22 protein-coding genes are annotated in these 21774 nt (G+C 45.7%); 9 read left to right on the top strand and 13 right to left on the bottom strand.

Features of this window, described 5'->3' with window-relative positions; all coding sequences use genetic code 11:
- Positions 1–26 precede the first annotated feature (26 nt).
- Both U0033_RS21180 and U0033_RS21175 read left to right on the top strand, forming a co-directional pair.
- Positions 27–887, top strand: coding sequence for a 3-hydroxyacyl-CoA dehydrogenase NAD-binding domain-containing protein (locus U0033_RS21180; protein ID WP_072358881.1), 861 nt, complete (start codon positions 27–29; stop codon positions 885–887).
- A 19-nt stretch (positions 888–906) separates the two neighbouring features.
- On the top strand, positions 907–1899 hold the full coding sequence (locus U0033_RS21175) for an SDR family NAD(P)-dependent oxidoreductase (RefSeq protein ID WP_072358879.1): 993 nt from the start codon (positions 907–909) through the stop codon (positions 1897–1899).
- On the opposite strand, the gene U0033_RS21170 is transcribed toward U0033_RS21175, so the two are convergent.
- The 12 genes from U0033_RS21170 to U0033_RS21115 form a co-directional block, all read right to left on the bottom strand.
- Positions 1885–2547: a hypothetical protein gene (locus U0033_RS21170; RefSeq protein WP_072358877.1), complete on the bottom strand. Its 663-nt coding sequence runs from the start codon at positions 2545–2547 to the stop codon at positions 1885–1887. The two genes, U0033_RS21175 and U0033_RS21170, sit on opposite strands and share 15 nt — an antisense overlap.
- A gap of 59 nt (positions 2548–2606) precedes the next feature.
- Positions 2607–3551, bottom strand: coding sequence for a UDP-3-O-(3-hydroxymyristoyl)glucosamine N-acyltransferase (locus U0033_RS21165; protein ID WP_072358875.1), 945 nt, complete (start codon positions 3549–3551; stop codon positions 2607–2609).
- 434 nt (positions 3552–3985) lie between these two features.
- Positions 3986–5344, bottom strand: coding sequence for an oxygen-independent coproporphyrinogen III oxidase (gene hemN, locus U0033_RS21160; protein WP_083571434.1), 1359 nt, complete (start codon positions 5342–5344; stop codon positions 3986–3988).
- A 5-nt stretch (positions 5345–5349) separates the two neighbouring features.
- Positions 5350–6063 carry a sulfite exporter TauE/SafE family protein gene (locus U0033_RS21155; RefSeq protein ID WP_072358873.1) on the bottom strand — a complete coding sequence of 238 codons (714 nt, stop codon included), beginning with the start codon at positions 6061–6063 and terminating at the stop codon, positions 5350–5352.
- Between the two features lie 17 nt (positions 6064–6080).
- Positions 6081–6518 (bottom strand): FixH family protein, encoded by a 438-nt coding sequence (locus U0033_RS21150; RefSeq protein WP_072358871.1) that lies wholly within the window; start codon positions 6516–6518, stop codon positions 6081–6083.
- Positions 6519–6534: 16 nt separating this feature from the next.
- Positions 6535–7914, bottom strand: coding sequence for a cytochrome c oxidase accessory protein CcoG (gene ccoG, locus U0033_RS21145; RefSeq protein ID WP_072358870.1), 1380 nt, complete (start codon positions 7912–7914; stop codon positions 6535–6537).
- Between the two features lie 65 nt (positions 7915–7979).
- Positions 7980–9083, bottom strand: a complete 1104-nt coding sequence (locus tag U0033_RS21140) for a cbb3-type cytochrome c oxidase N-terminal domain-containing protein (RefSeq protein WP_083571432.1) — start codon at positions 9081–9083, stop codon at positions 7980–7982.
- A 13-nt stretch (positions 9084–9096) separates the two neighbouring features.
- Positions 9097–9261: a cytochrome C oxidase Cbb3 gene (locus U0033_RS21135; RefSeq protein ID WP_072358869.1), complete on the bottom strand. Its 165-nt coding sequence runs from the start codon at positions 9259–9261 to the stop codon at positions 9097–9099.
- Positions 9262–9272: 11 nt separating this feature from the next.
- Positions 9273–11381, bottom strand: a complete 2109-nt coding sequence (gene ccoN / locus U0033_RS21130) for a cytochrome-c oxidase, cbb3-type subunit I (RefSeq protein WP_072358868.1) — start codon at positions 11379–11381, stop codon at positions 9273–9275.
- 63 nt (positions 11382–11444) lie between these two features.
- Entirely contained in the window at positions 11445–11666 is a 222-nt protein-coding gene (ccoS, locus tag U0033_RS21125; RefSeq protein ID WP_072358867.1) for a cbb3-type cytochrome oxidase assembly protein CcoS, read from the bottom strand.
- A gap of 205 nt (positions 11667–11871) precedes the next feature.
- Complete coding sequence (locus tag U0033_RS21120) at positions 11872–14271, bottom strand: heavy metal translocating P-type ATPase (protein WP_072358866.1); 2400 nt, start codon at positions 14269–14271, stop codon at positions 11872–11874.
- 112 nt (positions 14272–14383) lie between these two features.
- Complete coding sequence (locus U0033_RS21115) at positions 14384–15064, bottom strand: Crp/Fnr family transcriptional regulator (RefSeq protein ID WP_245801738.1); 681 nt, start codon at positions 15062–15064, stop codon at positions 14384–14386.
- Positions 15065–15166: 102 nt separating this feature from the next.
- Between U0033_RS21115 and U0033_RS21110 the strand changes: the two genes are divergently transcribed.
- The 7 genes from U0033_RS21110 (at position 15167) to U0033_RS21080 (ending at position 21002) form a co-directional block, all read left to right on the top strand.
- Entirely contained in the window at positions 15167–15757 is a 591-nt protein-coding gene (locus tag U0033_RS21110) for a pseudouridine synthase (RefSeq protein WP_072358863.1), read from the top strand.
- A 63-nt stretch (positions 15758–15820) separates the two neighbouring features.
- The gene (locus U0033_RS21105) at positions 15821–16696 is read left to right on the top strand and encodes a YicC/YloC family endoribonuclease (protein WP_072358861.1); all 876 of its coding nucleotides are present in this window, start codon (positions 15821–15823) and stop codon (positions 16694–16696) included.
- 24 nt (positions 16697–16720) lie between these two features.
- The gene (locus U0033_RS21100) at positions 16721–17251 is read left to right on the top strand and encodes a gliding motility lipoprotein GldH (protein ID WP_083571431.1); all 531 of its coding nucleotides are present in this window, start codon (positions 16721–16723) and stop codon (positions 17249–17251) included.
- Positions 17232–18248, top strand: a complete 1017-nt coding sequence (locus U0033_RS21095; RefSeq protein WP_072358859.1) for a sensor histidine kinase — start codon at positions 17232–17234, stop codon at positions 18246–18248. Before U0033_RS21100 ends, U0033_RS21095 begins: the two co-directional genes overlap by 20 nt.
- Positions 18249–18288: 40 nt before the next feature.
- Complete coding sequence (locus U0033_RS21090; RefSeq protein WP_072358857.1) at positions 18289–18996, top strand: response regulator transcription factor; 708 nt, start codon at positions 18289–18291, stop codon at positions 18994–18996.
- A gap of 252 nt (positions 18997–19248) precedes the next feature.
- Positions 19249–20040, top strand: coding sequence for a sensor histidine kinase (locus U0033_RS21085; RefSeq protein ID WP_143150661.1), 792 nt, complete (start codon positions 19249–19251; stop codon positions 20038–20040).
- 206 nt (positions 20041–20246) lie between these two features.
- A complete protein-coding gene (locus U0033_RS21080; protein ID WP_072358853.1) occupies positions 20247–21002 on the top strand; it encodes a LytR/AlgR family response regulator transcription factor in 756 nt (251 codons plus the stop codon).
- Here U0033_RS21080 and U0033_RS21075 read toward each other — a convergent pair.
- A complete protein-coding gene (locus U0033_RS21075; RefSeq protein WP_072358851.1) occupies positions 20997–21758 on the bottom strand; it encodes an SH3 domain-containing protein in 762 nt (253 codons plus the stop codon). The genes U0033_RS21080 and U0033_RS21075 overlap by 6 nt on opposite strands.
- Positions 21759–21774: the final 16 nt, after the last annotated feature.

Genomic DNA, 21774 nt, shown 5'->3' with positions numbered 1-21774 from the left:
TCTTTTTTGGACCCCAAATGACGACAATGATCAACCTGGAACAAATGCAAACAATTGCTGTATGCGGAGCTGGTACTATGGGTGCGGGTATCGCACAGGTAGCCGCTGCCAGTGGTTTCAACACAGTTTTGTTCGACGTACAACCGGCTATGCTGGACAAAGCCAGGCAACAGATCAGTAGTCAATTGTCCACCCTGGAACAAAAGGGGAAACTAAAGGAAGGGATGGCATCTCAGATCATGCAACGCCTGCACTTTACGGCAGTTACCGGCGATGTAACAGCAGATGTGATCATAGAGGCGATCGTAGAAAAAATCGACATCAAAACAGCGTTATTCCGGGAACTGGCGGCTGTGAACAGTGAACAAACGATCTTCGCTTCCAACACTTCTTCTCTCTCCATATCATCCATTGCAGCGCAGGTACCTCACCCTGAACGGGTAGCAGGGATGCATTTTTTTAATCCTGCACCGGCAATGAAACTGGTGGAGATTGTGAGTAGCGAAAAAACAGCGGACAGTGTTGCCCGGTTGTTGCATGCATTAGCAGCCAGAATGGGTAAAACATCCGTACAGGTAAGGGATACTCCTGGTTTTATTGTTAACAGGGTGGCCAGGCATTATTACCTGGAAGCCATGCAGGTAGCTGCGGAAGGAATCGCGCCGTACAAAACCATCGACCGCCTGCTGGAAAGTGCAGGGTTTAGAATGGGGCCTTTTGCCCTGATGGACCTGATCGGCAATGATGTAAACCTGGCAGTAACGCAATCCCTGTACAATGCTTTTGCAAAGGCTCCCCGATTTACGCCGAGCCCCTTACAAATTGCCTGTGTGCAGGCGGGTGATTTAGGAAAGAAAACCGGGAAAGGGTTTTATAATTATCTTTAGACAAACGGAACAAGATTACATGATATTAGTAACAGGAGGAACCGGATTTTTGGGCAGTCATTTATTACGAAAACTGGTGAAGACAGGCGTACCTGTAAGGGCATTATACCGCAAGGAAATTCCTGAACAGCTCAAAGACATCGCAGACAGAATCACCTGGATAAAGGGAGATGTACTGGATGTGGTAGCACTGGAAGAAGCGATGGAAGGAGTTGAAAAAGTCTATCATTGTGCAGGTGTGGTGTCATTCCGCCCGGAAGCGCGTGAGCAGATCATGAAAGTAAACATAGATGGTACTGCAAATGTGGTAAACCTGGCGCTGGATGCAGGCGTGAAAAAACTGGTGCATGTAAGTTCTGTAGCTGCTTTAGGCCGGGCTAAGACCGGGCAGATGATCGATGAAAATACGGAATGGCAGGATAGTTCCCACAACTCACAGTATGCGGTGAGCAAGTATAAAGCCGAGATGGAAGTTTGGAGAGGTATTGCAGAAGGTTTACCCGCTGCAATTGTGAATCCATCCATCATCCTGGGGCCTGATTTCTGGGAAGATGGTTCTGGTTTGCTCATCAAAAATGCATGGAAAGAATTCCCTTATTATACAGAGGGAGTGACTGGTTTCACAGATGTGGAAGATGTGGCAGAGATTATGTTCCGGCTGATGGAGAGTAACATAAGCGGTCAGCGTTTCGTGATTTCGGCAGACAACTGGCGTTATGTCGATCTGTTTACAGAAATGGCCCAACAACTGGGCAAAAAACCGCCGCATAAACTGGTAAAACCATGGCAGGCAGAAATAGTATGGCGTATAGAAACCCTGAAGAGTAAGATCACCGGAAAAAAGGCGGTGTTAACAAAAGAAACCGCGCATACTGCACAGCTGAAAGTATACTATAATAACCAGAAGATAAAAGCAGTTTTGCCGGACTTTTCGTTTACACCACTGAAAGAAACGGTTGCCCGTATGAGTAAGGCATATCTGAAAAAGATGCAGTCCTCATCTCAGCAGTAAGGCAGCCATTGCTGCTGCAACAACAATGCGTTGCTCCTCTTTTAAATTATTCAGGTCTAACCATACCCGGGGATTCTTACCGGGTATGACGGCTGCCACCACCTTCTTCCGGAATACAAATTCATACCGGATATTTTCATAAGAATTTACGATACCAAAATGATTATTGGCGGTGACTTTGAACTCACCCAGTGAGGAGCGGAGTATACCTGCCTGTTTATTTTCATTGAGGTCCAGGTAGGTCATATTCCGGAGGATCATTTCCCAGCTACCTAAAGATGAATCTGCGGCCTGGAGGACGATATAGAAGAACTTATTATTTTCAGCTGTATGTTCCAGTACGGAAGGTAAGGAACGGTCTGAAAAAGCAATATGGGGGGCGTAAAGCGCCTGAATTTGAACCTTATTAGCCTGTTTGCAGGTATCACACAGGAGCTGGAAATTGAAGGCATCAATAGGGTTCTTTATGAAAGAGACAGATGCAGGTTGATCGATTCCGTTTTTACGGTCTGCCGTGGTGTATTTATCGAAGGATATTGTTTTAGCAGTAAACCAACCGTCATTGATGGGAACGGGAACTTCTGTGAGCCCTTTCTGGGCGACAGCGGTCAGGGTCGAAAACAGGAGAAGCAGTGTTCGGAAAAGCATGTTTCAAATGTATAAAAAAATAGCTTCCGCGGGTGGCAGAAGCTATTTTACAAATACGTTTATTTATTCTTCAATTTCTCCCAGATTTCAGGGATACGCTTGAGCCATGCTACTTCTTTCATCTTCACACGTGCATCATCTACCGGAGTACCAAAATAGGTTTTGCCTCCTTCCAGCGAACCAGGAACGCCACTTTGTGCCAGTACTATAGCTCCTTTACCAATCACCAGATCTTTGGATACGCCTACCTGACCCCAGAGGATCACATTGTCTTCGATGTGTGCTTTACCACCTACTCCTACCTGTGCAGCAAAGAGACAGTTACGGCCAATGATCGTACCATGACCGATGTGGATCATGTTGTCGAACTTGGTGCCGCGACCAATAATGGTATCGCCACTAACACCTTTGTCAATTGTACAGCTGGCGCCGATTTCCACATCATCTTCGATAATCACGCGACCGCAGCTTTCCATCTTATCATACATTACTTCCCTGTCAGCTCTTTTCTTAAAATAGAAAGCATCTGCACCAATCACGGTACCTGCATGAATGATCACGTTGTTACCAATCACGGTATGATCGTAGATTGTAACGTTAGGGTGAATCAAACAGTTTTCTCCGATAGTTACGTGATTACCGATGAACACATTCGGCTGAATGATAGTATCTTTCCCTATTACCGCAGTATCGCTGATGGGTTTGGTGGCGGGTTCAAAAGGACGGAACCTTTTTACAATTTTAACATAAGCACTGAACGGATCAGGTAATACGAGCAGTGTTTTTCCGGGAGGACAGTCAACTTTTTTATTGATGATAATAATTGTTGCTGCGGAACGCAGACACTTATCATAGTACTTTTCAAAGTCTACAAATGAAATATCACCTGGAGTAACCTTATGTATTTCGTTAATGCCGGTTGCCATTTGCTGATCGTTGCCTTCCAGCTCTGCGCCTATGTATTCGGCGATTTCGGTTACCGGTATCGGAGCATTGAACTTCATATATTCTGCTGTTTAGTGCAACAAAGGTAGGTGAGAATCGGGATATTATCGTTCGTGGAAATTTGGTTTGATCATCGCCTTGAAAAAACTTTCGGCTGCAGTTTTTATCTGTTGTTATCCACACTTTTTTTTATGTTGTGAATAAAAAAGTTTGCATTTTTTTTCTTTTGTGATAAAATTCTTTTTAATATTGTGTAGGGAATTTTTGTTCCCTGTACTTACTAACCCATTCACATAACAAGAAAGTCTGATTGTAAAAACGGTCAGACTTTTTTTATGTCCGCTGAAACCCTTTATTCATCAATGTTTCAGCCGATCAATATCTTGTAGTAATGTGATCGTTTATCACAGCATGAATATTCCATTTTTTGGAAAAAATTCCAATCCCAGGATACTCACTCAGCATAAAGCAATAAGAATGAAGTCAATAAGATTTAGATAGCACTACTGAATAGCTGTGATTGTGGTTGTCTGCGCCATAAGCGGGCATCAAATGCCATACAGATATTACGGATAAAAGGACGTCCTTTCTCTGTTACAAAAACCTTCTTAGGTTTTACGGAAACTAAACCATCCCGCTCAAGTTCCTGCAATCTTTGTAAGCCTTCTACGATTGCATCACATTGTACATCTGCTTTATTCCAGGTAGTTTCAAAGTTGCACATCAATGCCTGGATATGACGGCGCAATATCAGGTCTTCAGTGCTCAGAATATGTCCTCTCACTACCGGGAACTCATCATTGTTCACCCGTTGCATCCAGCGGTCAATTGTCTTTTCATTTTGTGTATAAGCATACCAGCTATCACCGATAGATGATGCGCCCAAGCCAATCATCAGGGATGTATGATGATCTGTATAACCCATAAAGTTGCGGTGAAGGGTACCCGCCTGCGCTGAGCGATACAGTGAATCATGTGGACGGGCAAAGTGATCCATTCCAATTTCGGTATACCCGTTTTCGGCAAACATTGTTTTGCCTAATTCATACAACGCACGTTTTTCCTCATCTTTTGGCAGGTCTGCTTCAGAATATTTGCGCTGACCATTTCCTTTGATCCAGGGTACGTGAGCATAGCTATAGAAAGAGATCCTGTCAGGAACCAATTGAATGATCTTGTTAATTGTATCCCGTACACTTTCCATTGTTTGCAGTGGCAGACCATATACCAGGTCATAGTTGATGGAAGTATAACCAATCTCCCTGGCCTCGTTAGTAACCCGCTCTACTGTTTCATAAGGTTGTATACGGTTGATGACGTCCTGTACCTTCGGATCAAAATCCTGGATGCCCAGGCTCATACGTCTGAAACCTAAATTGTACAGGGTTTGCATATGTGCCACGGTGGTATTGTTGGGATGTCCTTCAAAACTCAGTGACGCGTCAGAGATCAGATCAGCATGTTCGTAGATGCCACTAATGAGTTGTGCCAGGTTCTCCGGACTGAAGAAAGTAGGCGTACCCCCGCCAAGGTGAATTTCGCGGATTCTGGGGCGTTTTTCAAACAGTTTGATGTAGAGGCCCCACTCCCGTAAGATAGCGTCTATATAAGGCTTTTCTACCCCGTGGTTGATGGTTATATGCTTATTGCACCCACAGTAGGTACATAATTTTTCGCAGTAGGGAAGATGCATGTAGATACTGATACCTTCGGTTGAGTTAGTTGCCTTAAAAGATTCCTGCAGGGATTCTTTCCATCTGGCGGCATCGAAGGTTGATTCATCCCAGTAGGGAACGGTAGGATAACTGGTATACCGTGGTGCGGCGGTATTATATTTCTGAATGAGCGTCATTTTAATCAAGGTTTAATACAGTGTAAAGAAACCCTCTCTTCCTGAGGGGAAAGTACCGGGCTGATATAAGGTATGCCCAGGTTCAGGCCACGCATAATGAGTAAGATGGCCATAATACCTGCTATAACAGGTATAAAACGCCTGATCCGGTTACGGAAGCGAAGACTGATCAGCTCTGTGAACCAGCTCACCGCCACCATTGCCGGTAAGGTGCCTGTTCCAAAGGCTGTCATGAACATGGCTCCCTGCCAGGTGGCTCCGGTCGCTATAGCTCCTGCAATAGCAAAGTAAACCAGGCCGCAGGGCAATAAGCCGTTGAAAAAACCGATTGCGTAAAGTGTACTGAAGCGTCGTTGACGAAGTAGGTTACCAAGGATCGTTTTAATCCTCCTGGTATAGAATCCTCCTATCTCAGGAAGACGAAAGGATTTCCATCCATACTGAAAAAAAATGACCAGCAGCAATAAGACTCCTACTGTAATAGAAAGCCATTGCTGCAGGCCACCCAGATAAAATTGCCGGCCCAGCCATCCGAAAAAGATGCCAAGACCAGTATAAGCGCTTACACGTCCTGCATTATACAGTAATATACCTCCCAGCCTGCGTGTACCTTCCAGGTGTTGAACCGGCAAAGTAAGCGCTATCGGCCCGCACATACCTATGCAGTGAAAACTGCCTATAAAACCCAGTGAAAGTGCATAAAGAAATGTCAGGAACATGGCGCGTAATGTTTAAATCAGTTCACCGATATATTCTCTTCCTGGAAGTAGTGTTTGCCTTTTGCATCCCATTCCATCTGAACCTGGTATTGACCCTTGCTCAGTTTCTGTTTGCTGATGCTTATGGTGCCTTCAATACCGGAGCGGAGAGGTACGGTTACATCCTTGCGGGAATCTGCTGCCCTGTAGAAATAGATCTTTCCACTCAGCGGTGTTCCCTGCATTTCAGGTGGGAAGGTGATGGCTATCTGATCGGCAGCCTGGTCGATCTTAACCGGTGCCGACAGCAGCGAAGCTTCTTTACGTCCATCTATCACCTGTTGGTATTTCAGCTCTTCTGCATAATAATCATTATTCACCATTTCCACATGTGCATGCATACTCTTGGTAACCAATGTGAGTATACCGGCTGCAAACAGAACGAATACTACGATGATACTATGTCCCCAGTTCATGATGGTTAATTTAAAGTTATTGGATCGGTCCCAGGAAAGTAGCTTTGATAGAACCGGTTTTCTTGTCGCCTGCATATAATCCTACATGCAGGATGGTTTTTCTTTTATCAATTACACGCTTTGGCAATACGATAAAGAAAGTACCCTGACCCTGTGCCTCTGCCTTTACATGGATGATTGAATCTCCGATTGATTGTATCCTGCCTTCAATACCCTCCAGTCTCATGGTAAGCGGAATATTATCTGTCGTTTTGTTGATCAGCTTTATACTGTATAGATTGGATAGGCTATCGCCCCTCTCCTGGTATAACATACCCGCAGTACGGATAATATCTCCACCTACCGGTTGTCTGCTTGTCAGCAAAAATGTGATGGCGGTAAGGATCAGTACCAGGATACTGCTGTACACCTTCATACGGGCAGTGATCGAAAGCGGTTTCTTGTTGGCAATACCATCTTCTGATGCGTAACGGATCAGGTTCAGAGGTCTGTTCACCTTTGACATCATGAAGTTACAGGCGTCGATACAAGCGGTACAGCCTACACATTCCAGCTGTGTACCATTACGGATGTCTATCCCTGTAGGGCACACTTTCACACACTGTGCACAGTCGATACAATCGCCAAAGGTGGTATCCTGTTGTTTCTTAAAAAGGCTTCTTGGTTCACCTCTTGAGTAATCATAAGCTACGATCACCGAGTTTTTGTCCAGCAATGCACCTTGTAAACGGCCATACGGGCAGACAATCGTACATACCTGCTCCCTGAAAAAAGCAAAGACTCCATAAAAAATGCCTGCAAAAATGAGAATGGCAGTAAGGCCGCCAATATGTTCAGTTACAGGTTCCGTAATAATGCGCGAAAGGTTGTCTATACCTATAATATAAGCCAGAAAGGTGTTTGCGATCACGAATGAAAGCAAGTAAAATAACACTTGTTTACTGGTCTTTTTGATAATCTTGTCTGTAGTCCAGGGGGCTTGATTGAGTACGCGTTGTGCTGCCGCATCACCTTCTATCCAGTATTCTATCTTTCGGAAAAGCATCTCCATAAAGATGGTCTGGGGGCATGCCCAACCGCAAAAGAGGCGGCCAAAGGCCATCGTGAAGATCACTATGAAAAGAATAAAGGCTACCATTGCCAACCCAAAGATGAAGAAATCCTGGGGCCAGAAAATAGTGCCGAAAAGGATAAAACGGCCCTCAACTACATTAATCAGAAAAAGGGGCCGGCCGTTTATTTTAATAAACGGTCCGGCGAAAAACGCTATGAAATAGAGATAACTAAGAATACTTCTCGCATTATAAAGTTTACCCTTAGGTCTCTGTGCATAAATCCAATTGCGTTTCCCTTGTTTATTCACAGTCGCCAAACTGTCTCGAAACGTTGTATCCATTGTAAATGCATTAAATTGGGCCGGAACTGGTTTCCGTTTAATTGGTCAGTCCGGCCCGTAAAAGGTTATTTTTCCAGAATACCGTCTGGCGCCTTCGGATTAGGAGGGTTGGTGCCATGGATACTCTTAACATAGCTTGCCAGTTGTGCCAGCTGCACAGGAGAGAAATCATCTTTCCAGGGTTTCATCCCTTTTTCCTGCACACCATATTTGATAGTAGTAAATACCTTATTGATAGTTCCACCGTGTAACCAGTAATCATCCGTGAGGTTCGGTCCTATCACACCCTGACCCTGGGGGCCATGGCATGGAGCACAGTTGCCCGCGAAGAGTTTTTGAGCAGCAGCGAGATCCGCAGGATCGGTCAGCTGTTTTACAGTATTCTCGTCCACATTGTTCGCCGAACTTTTCAGATAGGCAGCTTTTGCTTCATCCGCTTTCGCATTGGCCATAGCCAGCTCTTCTATCTGTGATGGTGCTGAGTGTGCAACCTGGAACCGGTAGAGATATACTACTGCAAATATGATACTAATATAGAAGCCATATCTCCACCATGGAGGTGTTGGATTATTCAGCTCATGGATGCCATCATAATCATGGCCCATGTCTTCTTCCACTTCAGAGTCAGCATCCAGGCTTTTCGTATCATTCAGCTTTTCCAGCCAGTGAAGACGTTTTTTGCCTTCCGCTACTTCTTTTTCAGCTTTCTCAGCTCTTACTTTACGTCTGCTCTTAATACCCACCAGGATACGAAGTGCATACAGCAGCGCTATGATAACGAGGAGTTCAAGGCCGATTACAGAAATCAGCAGGTAAAAGGATGATTTGGACAGACCGCTGATTGTATTTGTTGCTGCTGTGGATGTCACTGCTTCCTGTGCCATAGCACCAGATGCTGAGAAGAGGCAGCCTACCAGTAAACCTCCGATCAGGAGGGCTTTGCTGTTTTTCAGCCTTTCCTTGTAGATGTCAATGGCGCCGATTACTGCACTACCCAAAATTACGATAGCGATGAACAGGCCTACGATTACGGTAAGGAGTACGATAGCTACAGGGTGGCCCAGTTCTGATGGACCATCTGGCTTGTAGGAGGTGTATTCTTCCGCAGCCGCAGGTAAGCTGGCCAGCAGTGAGAACAACAGTGTTGTATTAAAAAGTCTTTTCTTCATTGTTGGTCAGATTTCAGCTTTCGTCTAATGGAATATTACTGATGTGGTCCACCATGCCTTTGGGCGCTTTGAAAGCCCAGATCGCCGCTACTACAAAAAACAGCGAAAAGAGGACCAGTGATATCATCGGGTAAATACTTACACCGGTGATAGATTGCAGGTAGTTTATGAACTTCATGATAAACCAGTTTATTTCGTTTTGATATCCTTACCTAATCTCTGCAGATAAGCGATTAACGCTACGATTTCACGATCTTTACCAATCTTGAGTTTGGATTTCTCCAGAGAACTAACAATCTCATTTGCCTGTTTTTCCAGATCTGCGTTTGCCTGATTTTCATATCCGGGTGCATATGGAACACCAAGTTTGCGCATTACTGTAATCATAGCTGGTGTCTTTGTCTTATCCACCCTGTCAGTAAATAACCATTGGTACCTTGGCATGATAGAACCGGAAGAAATAGAAGATGGTTCATACATGTGGTTGAAATGCCATGAGTCTGGATACTTACCACCGATTCTGGCCAGATCCGGACCTGTACGTTTTGAACCCCACTGGAATGGGTGATCATACACAAATTCACCTGCTTTAGAATACTCTCCATAACGCATTACCTCGTCACGGAAAGGACGGATCATCTGGGAGTGACAGGTATAACAACCTTCGCGGATGTAAATGTCACGACCATGCAGTTCAAGCGGAGTATAAGGTTTTACGCTGGAGATAGTAGGAATATTGCTTCTTATCAGGAAGGTAGGAACGAGTTCCAGTAAACCACCGATCGCTACTACAACCAGGCTGAATACCGCCAGTTGAATCGGGCGACGTTCGATCCAGTTGTGCCAGTGTGCTTTACCATGTACCTCGATCACTTTTGGCAGTGGTGCAGCTTCTGCAGCTTCGTCAGCTACAAACGTACCACGGCTGATAGTTTTATACAGGTTCACGATCATCAGTATCACACCAGAGAGGTAGAACATACCACCTACTGCACGCAGTGCATACATTGGAACAACTGTATGTACTGTTTCCAGGAACTGGTATCTCAGTTGACCTTCAGCAGTAAACTCTTTCCACATCATGCTCTGGGTGAATGCTGCCCAATACATTGGGATCACATAGAAGATGATACCCAGGGTACCCAGCCAGAAGTGTGTATTTGCCCATTTACGGTTATACAGTTCTGTACTGAAAATACGTGGCAGCATCCAGTACAGGATACCGAAGGTCAGGAAGCCATTCCAACCCAGTGCACCTACGTGTACGTGAGCGATAGTCCAGTCGGTATAGTGGCTGATTGCGTTTACGTTTTTCAGGGAAAGCATCGGACCTTCGAATGTAGCCATACCATAACAGGTCAATGCTACTACGAAGAACTTCAGTATAGCGTCTTCTCTAACTCTATCCCATGCACCACGCAGTGTAAGCAGACCATTCAGCATACCACCCCATGACGGAGCGATCAGCATGATGGAGAATACTGTACCCAGTGATTGTGCCCATTCAGGAAGAGCAGTATATAAAAGGTGGTGAGGACCAGCCCAGATGTAAATAAAGATCAGCGCCCAGAAGTGGATAATTGACCAGCGGTAGGAATACACCGGTCTGTTCGCCGCTTTAGGCACAAAGTAGTACATGAGGCCCAGATAAGGAGTGGTCAGGAAAAACGCTACCGCGTTGTGACCATACCACCATTGTACCAGCGCATCCTGCACACCGGCATACCAGGAATAACTCTTCATGAAGCTCAGCGGCAACTCGAACGAGTTGATGATGTGCAACATGGCAATAGCTACCCATGTACCAATGTAGAACCAGATGGCTACGTACAGGTGGGCTTCTCTCCTCTTCAGGATGGTTCCCAGCATGTTGGCACCGAATACTACCCATATGAGCGTGATAGCGATATCCAACGGCCATTCCAGCTCGGCATATTCCTTACCGGTAGTGTAACCCATGAACAGTGAAAGAGCGCCACAGGCAATGATCGTCTGCCAGCCCCAGAAGTGAATTTTGCTTAGCAGGTCGCTGTACATGCGAGCCTTACATAAGCGTTGTAATGAATAGTACACACCCATGAAAATGCCGTTACCTACGAAAGCGAAGATGACGGCATTGGTGTGAACGGGCCGGATACGGCCAAAGGTTGTAGGTGCAAAATCCAGATTGAGACCCGGGAGTACCAGTACCAGCGCGGCCCAGAGACCTGCCAGCATACCAATAAGCCCCCAGCCAATACTGGCATATGCAAACCATTTCACGGTACGGTTGTCGTACGCAAATTTTTCAAGAGACATATTTGTGCGATTACGGATGACGAGTTGATCGTAGAAAAAATTAAACTTCCTGTTGCTGATTACTTATTGCTTGCAATTCGGTGGAGTGGCAGTGCTGTTGTTGTTACAAGGTGTTGCTGGTGTAGATCCGCTGGCGCGTTCGGTTGGCTTGTGCTCAAAAAGAATTCGATGGGCCGGCGAGAAATGATCTTCAAACTGTCCGCTTCGCACCGACCATATAAAGGCCGCCAGGAAACATAGCGCTACCAGTAGACTGGCTCCTAGTAATAAAATGATCACGCTCATGGTGAGTTGTTTTAATTTCCATGAACAAAGCTAGCCTACTACGGTTGCGGCAACGATGATGCTGCTCAAGGAATTCGCTGATATAAATCAGTGCACCCCTTGAGCAGTATCCTGCTTTAAGAAATTGATCTGGAGAACCTTAAGAAACCCGCCCGTCACCCCAGGGGTAATGAGCAGGTATTATAATAAGGTAATGGCCTGTTTTTTAGCGTCTGTCGGCCCATTCGCTCAGGCCATATGAGAGTAAAATCATGCTGATAGAGTTCGCAGGCATCAGGATAGCCGCTGTGAGCGGTGATAGTAAACCCTGCACTGCAAATGACAACCCGATCACGTTATAGATCAGTGATATGATAAAGCTGATCACAATGATCCTTTTATTCGCTATACAGATCCTGATAAACTTCGGCAATCTCGTCAGTTGTCCTGCCTCTAAAATCCCGTCGCTGGCGGGCGTAAAGTTGTTGCTGTCTTCTGTTAATGAAATACCTACATCGCTCTGTTTCAGTGCCCCTGCGTCGTTGAGACCGTCACCAATCATCAGCACACGTCTGCCCTTCGTTTGCAGGTCCAGTATGTAGTTTAGTTTGTCTTGTGGTTGTTGTGTAAAGCGGAGCGTGGCACCCTCTCCCATCAATGATCTCAGGTAGTCCGCCTCCCTGTCGTTGTCGCCGGAGAGCAGTGACAGGCTGTAGCCCTTTGTTTTCAGGCTCTGCAGGAGGGTGCTGATCCCTTCACGGTATTGGTTACCGATCAGGAAATACCCCAGTGGCTGCTCATTGATAGCCACATATACGATACTGCCGTCGTTGTGGTTAGCAACTGTTCGTGTACCGGTAAATGTTGCATTCCCTAACAGCACAGATTCTTCCTGGATGTATGCGCTGATGCCCATACCTGTGGTGGTTTTAAAGCCGCTGACAGCTACCCTGGGAATATTGTGATAAAATGCGCTGATCAGCTTACTCAATGGGTGGGTAGATTGAGCTGCCACAGAGGCAATACTCATGATCTGCGCCCTGGAGAGTGTAGGACCATGCCAGGTAACGGGAATATCTTTGTTGCCTGTCAGGGTACCTGTTTTATCAAATACAATGTCTGTAATACCAGCCATTCTTTCAATAGCACCCGCATTGCGCAGGTATAATTTAGACCTGCTTAGTATACGGAGAATATGACCATTGGTAAAAGAAGCGGCTAATAATAATGTACACGGACAGGCTACTATCAGGATGGAAGTGGCTGCCGGCCAGATCCTGGTATGATCAAATTTCCACCAGTAAAGGGCAGATAATGCAGCAATTGCCAGCAGGATCCAGGTAAAGTTGCGTGCCACCAGGTGAATAAATGATTCCTGACGGGTCGTTTTCTGCTTCAGCTCATCCCTGTTCCAGAGACTGGTCAGGTAGCTTTGTGCTACTTCCTTAATCGTCAGAATTTCGATGTTCCCTTCTAATTGTTTACCTCCTGCATACACAATCTCGCCAATCGATTTGCTCACGGGAACCGATTCCCCGGTAACAAAGCTGTAGTCTACGAGCGCTGATCCTTTTACCAGGATACCATCTGCAGGTATCAGCTCATTGTCGTGTATGAGTAAGGTATCATTTACTTTGATGTCAGGAAGTGCGGTAGGCACTTCCTTTCCATCTTTTATAATTGTAATGGCTAACGGGAAATAAGAGGTATAATCCCTGTCGAATGATAAACCCTGGTAAGTCTTGTCCTGCAGTACCCTGCCTATCAGCATGAAAAACACAATACCGGTCATGGAGTCGAAATAACCGGAGCCTGTGCCTGAGATCACATCGACCAGGCTGCGCACAAAAGTGACTACGATGGCTAAAACGATAGGCGCATCAATATTCAGGAAACCTGTTTTGAGGCCGCTCCACGCTGACTTGAAAAATACCTGTGCACTGTAAAAGAATACCGGCAGTGAAAGACTCACATTCAGCATCCTGAACACTACATTCATTTTCGCATCGGAATAACCGTAGTTACCAAAGTACTCAGGGAAACTGAGCATCATTATATTACCAAAGCAAAAACCGGCCACTCCAAGCCGGTAGATCAGATCCCGCTGAACGCGGGGTTTCTTTTTCTGCATGTCCTGCAGGCTGATATAAGGTTCGTAGCCGATGCTGGTCAGTATTTCAGCAATGTGCCGGAGGGTAGTTTCTGACTGGCGGTATACAATACGGGCTTCTTTACGGGTAAAGGTCACCGTTACACTTTCAACCCCCTTATCCAGTTTGTGCAGGTTCTCCAGCAACCAGAGGCAGGAGCTGCAATGTATATGTGGAATGTAAAAAGTGATGTGCGTATATTCATCATCCCGGTACTGAAGCAGTTGCTGCTGGATCTTACTATCTTCCAGAAAGGCAAATTTGTCCTTCCTCACAGGAATTCTTTGAGCAAGTCCGGGTTTATTATTTAGATTATAGTATTCACAAAGGTCATTCTCATTGAGCAGTTCGTACACCAGTTTACATCCCTGACAACAAAAGATCTTATCCCCAATAACAATGGTAGTGTCAGCACAGGCCTCTCCGCAATGTTCGCACTCCACCTCTACACCGGGAACGGCAGTAAATGTAGCCATGATAAAGGATTTGGTGCAAAAATACCGGCAATGGGAAGGGGGAAAAATGACAAAAGTCAAGAACGCGGGTGACAACAATCAGGAAATAAGGGAAATGACAGGACGGTGATAATTAGTCCTGTAAGTTGGCGGTGCGGGTGATTTCTTCCAGGTTGAGCAGGCGGATTTTCTTGCCCTGGAGCTCGATCAGCCCGTCTTTTTTAAATTCAGAAAGCAGGCGGATGGCCGATTCGGTGGCGGTGCCTACCAGGTTAGCTATTTCTTCACGGCTCAGGCGCACATTGAGGGTGGTGCCATCCTGTTCTACACCATAAGTTTCTTTGATAAATAAAAGGGTTTCGGCCAGTCTTTCCCTCACTGGTTTCTGGGCCAGGTGGGTGATCTTGGTTTCTGCCTTACGCAGCTCGCTGGCAATGATGCGCATCATTTCAAAAGAGAGGTTCGCATCTTTTTGCAGGATGCTCATAAACAGGTCTTTGGGAATAAAGCACACGGAGGAGTCATCGAGTGCAATAGCAGAAGCAGTATACCTTTCCGCGGATAGAAGTGCCTTGTAGCCGATGATGTCACCTGGCTTAGCCAGCCTGACGATCTGTTCGCGGCCATCATCTCCGGAATGAGAGAGCTTAATTTTGCCCGTATTTACGCAGTAAATGCCGAAGGGATAGGTGCCTTCCTGGAATACTACTTCCCCTTTTTTATAGGTGGAGCATACCTTGGCGGCGTCTATCTCTTCCAGATTGCACTTCTCCGCTTTGAACAAAATTGATCCAAAGCGGTCCTGACAGTTCATACACGAGGCATTATGGAAAGGCGTACACATAGTATTCGATCTTCAAAATTACTAATTTAGTAGATTAAAACCTGCAAAAAATCGCATCACTGCGCAGTCCTTATGGCATTTAATTATTATATAATATATAAACCATTCCAGGTACTTACCCGTTTCGGCAAAGAAGAAGGAAAAGCCAGCCTGGGAGATTTTTTTAAGGTTCCTTCGGATGTCTACCCGGTAGGTCGCCTGGATTACGACAGTGAAGGTCTCCTGGTCCTGACCAATGATAAGGCACTCAATCACCGGCTGCTTGATCCAAAATTTGCCCATGAGCGGGAATATTGGGTACAGGTAGATGGTGCTGTGACCGATACAGCTATTCTGCAGTTGAGCCAGGGGGTATCTATCAATATAGATGGTAAGATGTATAAAACCCGGCCCTGCAGGGCGAGCCTTTTTGAGGAAGATCCTGCTGTGCCTGAGCGCAACCCTCCAATCCGTTTCCGTAAGAGCATACCTGCTCCCTGGATAAAATTGTCGCTGAAGGAGGGGAAGAACAGGCAGGTGAGAAAAATGACCGCAGCTGTGGGGTTTCCAACGTTGAGACTTATACGTTACCGTATAGGTAAGGCTACTGTCGCTGGTTTGCAGCCGGGCGATATGAAGGAATACAGTAAACAGGAGCTCTACGACCTGCTCTTTAAAGCCTGATCTTGAACGATTCTTTGCGCTTTGGGCTAATTTAGGTAGGTTTGTTGCTTACAAATCTCTATTATGCTGAAATCAATGACCGGCTTCGGACGGGCTGAAATAACCCGGGGAGAGACAACAATGGTGGTAGAAATAAAATCACTGAATGGAAAACAGTTTGAAGTCAACCTGAAAATTTCCCCGTTGTTAAAGCCCTACGAGTTTGATATACGCAATCAGCTGCAGCAAACGTTAGTACGTGGCACGCTGGATGCCAGTGTTAATATCAGGCAGAACGGAGCAAACCGCCCGGTGGTCATTAATACAGATCTGGCAAAGTTCTACCATCAGTCTATTACTACCCTGGCCGATGAACTGAAACTGCCTAAAGAAGATATGCTCAATGTGCTGATGAAACTTCCTGAAGTAGTAAGTCCTGCGAATGAGCAGATCTCTGAAGACGAATGGTTAGAAGTTGAAAAGGCCCTGCAACAGGCTATCTCCGACCTCGATGCACATCGTCTCGACGAAGGCCAGGTACTGGCAGCAGACCTGCTCACACGCATAGAGAATATTGAAAACTACACCGTTAAGGTAAGAGAACTGGATCCTCAGCGTAAAGACAGGGTAAGAACCAGACTGGAATCTCTGCTGGCGGAATACGTAGGCAAAGAGAACATAGACGAAAATCGCCTTGAACAGGAACTCATATTTTATTTAGAAAAACTGGACATCTCTGAAGAACTGGTAAGACTGGAAAACCACTGCCGCTACTTCAAAGAGATCCTGAAAGAAGCAGAACCATCCAAAGGTAAAAAGCTGGGATTCGTGTTACAGGAAGTAGGCCGTGAAATCAATACAACCGGTTCCAAAGCTAATGATGCCAACATCCAGCAATGGGTTGTGCTCATGAAAGATGAACTGGAGAAAGCGAAGGAGCAGGTGCTGAATGTGCTGTAATAAAAAACCGTATCGCAATAGTATATGAATAAATTCTTCCGGATGATGGCTGTAGGAATGTTGCTGATAGCAGCATCCTGCGAGCCAATGAAGATGGATACCTATGAAAAGAACCTGGAGGTTCCGGGGCATGAATGGGCCTACAACTATAAGCCAGCATTTGAGGTCACCCTGCAACCGGCAGATACCGCCTATTTGTATAACATCTATGTGAATATCCGCCACAAGGATGCATACCCCTATAGTAATATCTATCTGCTGATCAATACACAGTTTCCGGGTGAACAGCCTGTATCCCAAAGGGTTGAACTACCCCTGGCTGATGTGAACGGAAAGTGGTTGGGCAGTGGCCCGAATGGCGTAAAGGGTAATAAACTGGACGACATTTATGAACACAGAATTCCCATTCAGACAAAGGCGATATTGAACAAACCGGGAATTTATAAGTTTACTTTTGAACAAAACATGCGGCAAAATCCGCTTCCGGATATCATGAATGTTGGCTTACGGGTGGAGAAAGCCGGTTTACGGACCAATGAAAAAGCTACTCAATAAATTACAGGACGGGAAAGCCATTTCCGTTATTTATCTGTTTGTACTTGCATACACGATCCTGGCACTCGTATGGTGGGGTGTACTCCTGTTTATGCAAAGCGAACAGATCTCCCGCTTCGAAATCCAGAACCTGGTGCTGAGAACTGACAGTGTAGCACACCCGGTAGAATATCAACAGGAACTGACACGGATCCAAACGACAGAATACCGCCGTACTGTCATGTTTATCGGAGAGGGAATTATTTTTCTGGCCATCATCTTAATGGGTGGCTTTTTTGTATACCGCTCCATCTACAAGCAAATGAAGCTCTCCCAGCAACAGCAAAACTTCATGATGGCCGTAACACACGAACTAAAATCCCCCATTGCCGCCGCCAAACTCAATCTGGAAACGCTTCGTAAACATAGACTGGATGAGGAAAAGCGGCTCAAACTCCTGGACAATACTATTCGCGAAACCAATCGTCTCGATCAGCTCTGTAATAATATACTACTGGCATCCCAAATGGAATCAGACCGTTATAAGCTGTTTCGCGAAGACCTCAATTTCTCCGAACTGGTAGCCACCGGGGTGAAGGAAATCAAAGGCAGAATCGCCACACATGCCATACAGGCACATATTTTGCCTGATGTATGGCTGAATGGTGACAAGTTCATGTTACAGATTGCGCTGAACAACCTGGTAGAGAATGCCGCTAAATATGCACCCAGAAATACGGTCATAGACGTACGGTTAGAGGAAAACGCCGGCCAGCTTAGACTAATTGTGAAAGATGAAGGGCCGGGCATCCCAATTGATGAACGGGAAAGGATCTTCCTCAAATTTTATCGCATTGGTAATGAGAACACCCGCAAAGCCAAAGGTTCCGGGTTAGGCCTCTTCCTTACCAGAAGGATCGTACAGCAGCATGGCGGAACTATCATTGTAAAAGATAATGTACCTACCGGAGCATGTTTTGAAATCACATGGCCGGTATATTCCGTACAAACGGCGTAAATTACATTATCAGTAATTTAAGCTTATCGAAATTTAAACTATGAAGGAAGCTACAAAAGCATCCATACTACTGGTAGAAGACGAAGAGAATCTTCAGGAGGCACTCAAGCTGAACCTGGAGCTGGAAGGCTATGAAGTAACGGCTGTAGACAATGGAACCGCTGCTTTAAAGGCAGTAAAGAACGAGTATTTCGACCTCATCATACTGGATATAATGTTGCCGGAAATGGATGGTATCGCCGTGTGCGAAAACATCCGGATCCAGAACAATGAAGTACCCATCCTCTTCCTCAGTGCCAAGAACAGCAGTGCAGACCGCGTACTGGGCCTGAAAAAAGGAGGCGACGACTACATGACCAAGCCTTTCAACCTCGAAGAACTGCTGCTGCGTGTAGAGAAGCTGATCTTAAAAAACAAGAAGATCCAGGACAAGGATAGTGTCTCAAACGTTTATCGTTTCGGTGATAATCAAATCGATTTCGCCGCACAGGAATGCATTGGCAAAGATGGCAAACACTATGAGCTGAGCAAGAAAGAAACCATGCTCCTGAAACTCCTGATCGAGAATAAAGGAGAAGTGGTGACCAGGGAAAAGATCCTGCAGGTTGTATGGGGCTATAACGTATATCCTACTACACGTACCATTGATAACTTTATCCTCAATTTCCGCAAGTACTTCGAAGAAGATAGCCGGAATTCCAGATATTTCCATTCGGTAAGAGGCGTAGGTTATAAGTTTACAGAATAGCCCCCTGCCCTATCAAATGATACTTAATTGCGAAGTGCGGATCACGTATTTCGCAATTTTTATTTTATAAACCATGCTTCTCCTACCACTTACCGGCCAATAGACACCGTTTTTAGTATAAAAACTGCCTAGTAATAAGTGTTGCTTCCCGCTTAAGCGGATTTGACGGATATTGTTAGTCATAGTCAGACATCTGCATTTCGTTCCGAACTAAGAGTTAATTGTATCCTTGGAAAAGTAAACCGATAAGGCGTGAGTTTTTGCTTTGATTTGTTCAATGCAGCGGGTTGGCAATATTGGCTGTTTTTTTTGTTGAGCCTGACCCTGGTATTGATTCTGTTCCGAAGCCGGGAAAATAAGCTGAAAAAGGATGTAGCCAAAGAGATAAGCAGGCAGCTGGCACTCGTCCATCTTGAAATGCATGCATTTCAGGCGCAGATGAACCCCCACTTTATTTTTAATAGCCTGAATGCTATACACCACTACATCCTGACTACCAGTACGGATCTGGCATCCCTTTACCTTACACGCTTTGCCCGCTTAATGCGGCTCATCATCCGTAATTGTAACAAAGAATGGGTGAACCTCGAAGAAGATGTGGAGGCACTGGAGCTCTATCTGCAACTGGAACAGCTCCGGTTCGGCCCGCAGTTCGAATACCAGCTGGAAGTACTTCCTGCTGTTGCTCAGCAGCTAACTTTTATTCCTCCCCTGCTAATACAGCCATATGTACAGGATGTCATCTGGCGTCGCCTGCTCCTGCGGCCGGGCAAAGGTGGTATGCTCAATATCACCATTGACCGCGAGGGAGATACTATTGCCGTATGCATAGAAGATAATGGCGTGCAACAGGATGCCCCCGACCTGGACCAGCAATCCTACCTGACTAAAGGGATTACGATTGCCGGCGAAAGGCTGCAGGTGATCAATGAAAAATATCACATCCAGGCACAGATAGCTGAAGAAGAAGATCCTAGCGGACACCGTATTAAAATCTCTATGCTGCATGTTAACAGCCGAATGATGCCTGGGCATGAAGTATAGCACTTTGCGCCGTTTTATTTTAAAGCCGGCCGCAGGGAATACTCATACCGCAGGCGTCAGCAAGCAATTAAAATTAGTTTCGATGTCCGCAGATTTTGTATTTTCATCGCAGGATAATCATTACTCGTAAACCAATTTATCAAAGTATTATCTCTATACACCACTACCCCTAAATCAGATTAGAGGAATACAATTATTAACTAATCATGCGAACCATCATCGTTGATGACGAAAAGCTGAGCCGGAGTGTACTAAAACTACTACTGGAGAAACATTGCCCCTCTGTTAATGTCGTTGCAGTATGTGCTGATGGCCGGTCGGCGCTTGAAGCCATAGAGAAACATCGCCCCGAACTGGTATTCCTGGATGTGGAAATGCCTGGCCTCAATGGTTTTGAGGTGATTAAAGCCTGCGGCCATACCAATACATCCATCATTATCACTACCTCCCACGAAGCATATGCCCTGGAGGCAATACGTCACAGTGTTGTTGACTTTTTGCTGAAACCCATTCTGAAAGATGATCTGCAGGAAGCGGTAGATAAGGCGATGGTTCACCAGGCACATTGTACCGAAAAGCCTCCTGTCCGTACAGGTAATACCATGGAACTACTGCATCAGCAGCTGCACCCTGGTGAGCGATTGGGGCTGCCCAGTGCTGAGGGCTTACGAATGATCCTGATAAAAGATATCCTCTATTGCATGGCAGACGGGATCAATACCCGCGTACACCTGCTGTCCGCCCCGGAACCGGCCATTGTATTCCGATCTCTCAAAGAGATGGAAAATATGCTGCGTAATAAAGGATTCTTCAGGGTACACCACAGCTATGTAGTAAACCTGAACTACATGGAGCGTTACCTGAAGGGTGACGGAGGAGAAATTATTATGAATGATGGAAGTTGTATTCCCGTCTCCCGGCAAAGGAAACAGGATTTCATGGAGCGAATAGAACGCTTATAGTTTTTTGATTTCCCCACATGCCATCCAGCCTGTTTTACCATCTGGCAATTCTATCTTACAAAACTCACTGGTACCATCAATAATCTGCACTTTTACACCTTCATGTAGTTCGAACAGATCCTTACTATCCTGGTCTGGCGCTGACTTTACCTTGACCACACTCCCCATGATGATGCCATTGTCATGCGAAGTAGCATTTACATAAGTTGTGATACTCATAAACAGGTAGAAGGCGAAAAGTAAACCCAGTAAGCCTGTAGCACTCCTGACTACTGTGGGCAGCAACACAGGGCGCAGCAGGAGCATAATACCTCCCATCACCGTGAGCCAGAAGAAAATAATCGTGCCGGTAGCCCAGCCATTGGGCGAATGCATATATTTTGCTGCCGTCCACCATTGCTGGAAAAACAGCTGAGGGAGTTCATTGACGTAACCCTCTACCCGCTGATTGGCAATAGAGAGATTGTGTTGCGCTGCTTTGCTGAACGGATCCACAAGCAGTGCTTTCTCGTAGTTATACACTGCCAGACCGGTACGGTTAGCCTTGTACCAGGCATTGCCTGTATTGATCAATAGTTCCGGCTGATCGAACCCTTCATCGACCAGTCGCTGATAGATGTTAGCCGCTTCAGTGTATTGTTTTTGTCTGAAAAGGGAATTGGCTTTCTCAAAATCCTGCTGGGGAGCTGCTGCCGCCAGTAAGCGGGTACTGCTCAGCAGGATACATAAAAGTATAGCGGTTACGATGTGTTTCACGTTGACTATGATTTTA

Origin of the sequence: Chitinophaga sancti (assembly GCF_034424315.1) — a bacterium.
Lineage (GTDB): Bacteria > Bacteroidota > Bacteroidia > Chitinophagales > Chitinophagaceae > Chitinophaga > Chitinophaga sancti.
This window is presented reverse-complemented; position numbering and strand designations above follow the sequence as displayed.

Excerpts from the sequence above, each read along its gene's own strand:
- U0033_RS21105 (WP_072358861.1), top strand. The coding sequence starts at position 15,821 with ATGCTGAAATCAATGACCGGCTTCGGACGGGCTGAAATAACCCGGGGA.
- U0033_RS21165 (WP_072358875.1), bottom strand. The coding sequence starts at position 3,551 with ATGAAGTTCAATGCTCCGATACCGGTAACCGAAATCGCCGAATACATA.
- U0033_RS21135 (WP_072358869.1), bottom strand. The coding sequence starts at position 9,261 with ATGAAGTTCATAAACTACCTGCAATCTATCACCGGTGTAAGTATTTAC.
- U0033_RS21175 (WP_072358879.1), top strand. The coding sequence starts at position 907 with ATGATATTAGTAACAGGAGGAACCGGATTTTTGGGCAGTCATTTATTA.
- U0033_RS21080 (WP_072358853.1), top strand. The coding sequence starts at position 20,247 with ATGCGAACCATCATCGTTGATGACGAAAAGCTGAGCCGGAGTGTACTA.
- U0033_RS21155 (WP_072358873.1), bottom strand. The coding sequence starts at position 6,063 with ATGTTCCTGACATTTCTTTATGCACTTTCACTGGGTTTTATAGGCAGT.
- U0033_RS21100 (WP_083571431.1), top strand. The coding sequence starts at position 16,721 with ATGAATAAATTCTTCCGGATGATGGCTGTAGGAATGTTGCTGATAGCA.
- U0033_RS21090 (WP_072358857.1), top strand. The coding sequence starts at position 18,289 with ATGAAGGAAGCTACAAAAGCATCCATACTACTGGTAGAAGACGAAGAG.
- U0033_RS21110 (WP_072358863.1), top strand. The coding sequence starts at position 15,167 with ATGGCATTTAATTATTATATAATATATAAACCATTCCAGGTACTTACC.
- U0033_RS21140 (WP_083571432.1), bottom strand. The coding sequence starts at position 9,083 with ATGAAGAAAAGACTTTTTAATACAACACTGTTGTTCTCACTGCTGGCC.
- U0033_RS21150 (WP_072358871.1), bottom strand. The coding sequence starts at position 6,518 with ATGAACTGGGGACATAGTATCATCGTAGTATTCGTTCTGTTTGCAGCC.
- ccoS (WP_072358867.1), bottom strand. The coding sequence starts at position 11,666 with ATGAGCGTGATCATTTTATTACTAGGAGCCAGTCTACTGGTAGCGCTA.
- U0033_RS21095 (WP_072358859.1), top strand. The coding sequence starts at position 17,232 with ATGAAAAAGCTACTCAATAAATTACAGGACGGGAAAGCCATTTCCGTT.
- U0033_RS21180 (WP_072358881.1), top strand. The coding sequence starts at position 27 with ATGATCAACCTGGAACAAATGCAAACAATTGCTGTATGCGGAGCTGGT.
- ccoN (WP_072358868.1), bottom strand. The coding sequence starts at position 11,381 with ATGTCTCTTGAAAAATTTGCGTACGACAACCGTACCGTGAAATGGTTT.
- hemN (WP_083571434.1), bottom strand. The coding sequence starts at position 5,344 with ATGACGCTCATTCAGAAATATAATACCGCCGCACCACGGTATACCAGT.
- ccoG (WP_072358870.1), bottom strand. The coding sequence starts at position 7,914 with ATGGATACAACGTTTCGAGACAGTTTGGCGACTGTGAATAAACAAGGG.
- U0033_RS21120 (WP_072358866.1), bottom strand. The coding sequence starts at position 14,271 with ATGGCTACATTTACTGCCGTTCCCGGTGTAGAGGTGGAGTGCGAACAT.
- U0033_RS21115 (WP_245801738.1), bottom strand. The coding sequence starts at position 15,064 with ATGAACTGTCAGGACCGCTTTGGATCAATTTTGTTCAAAGCGGAGAAG.
- U0033_RS21170 (WP_072358877.1), bottom strand. The coding sequence starts at position 2,547 with ATGCTTTTCCGAACACTGCTTCTCCTGTTTTCGACCCTGACCGCTGTC.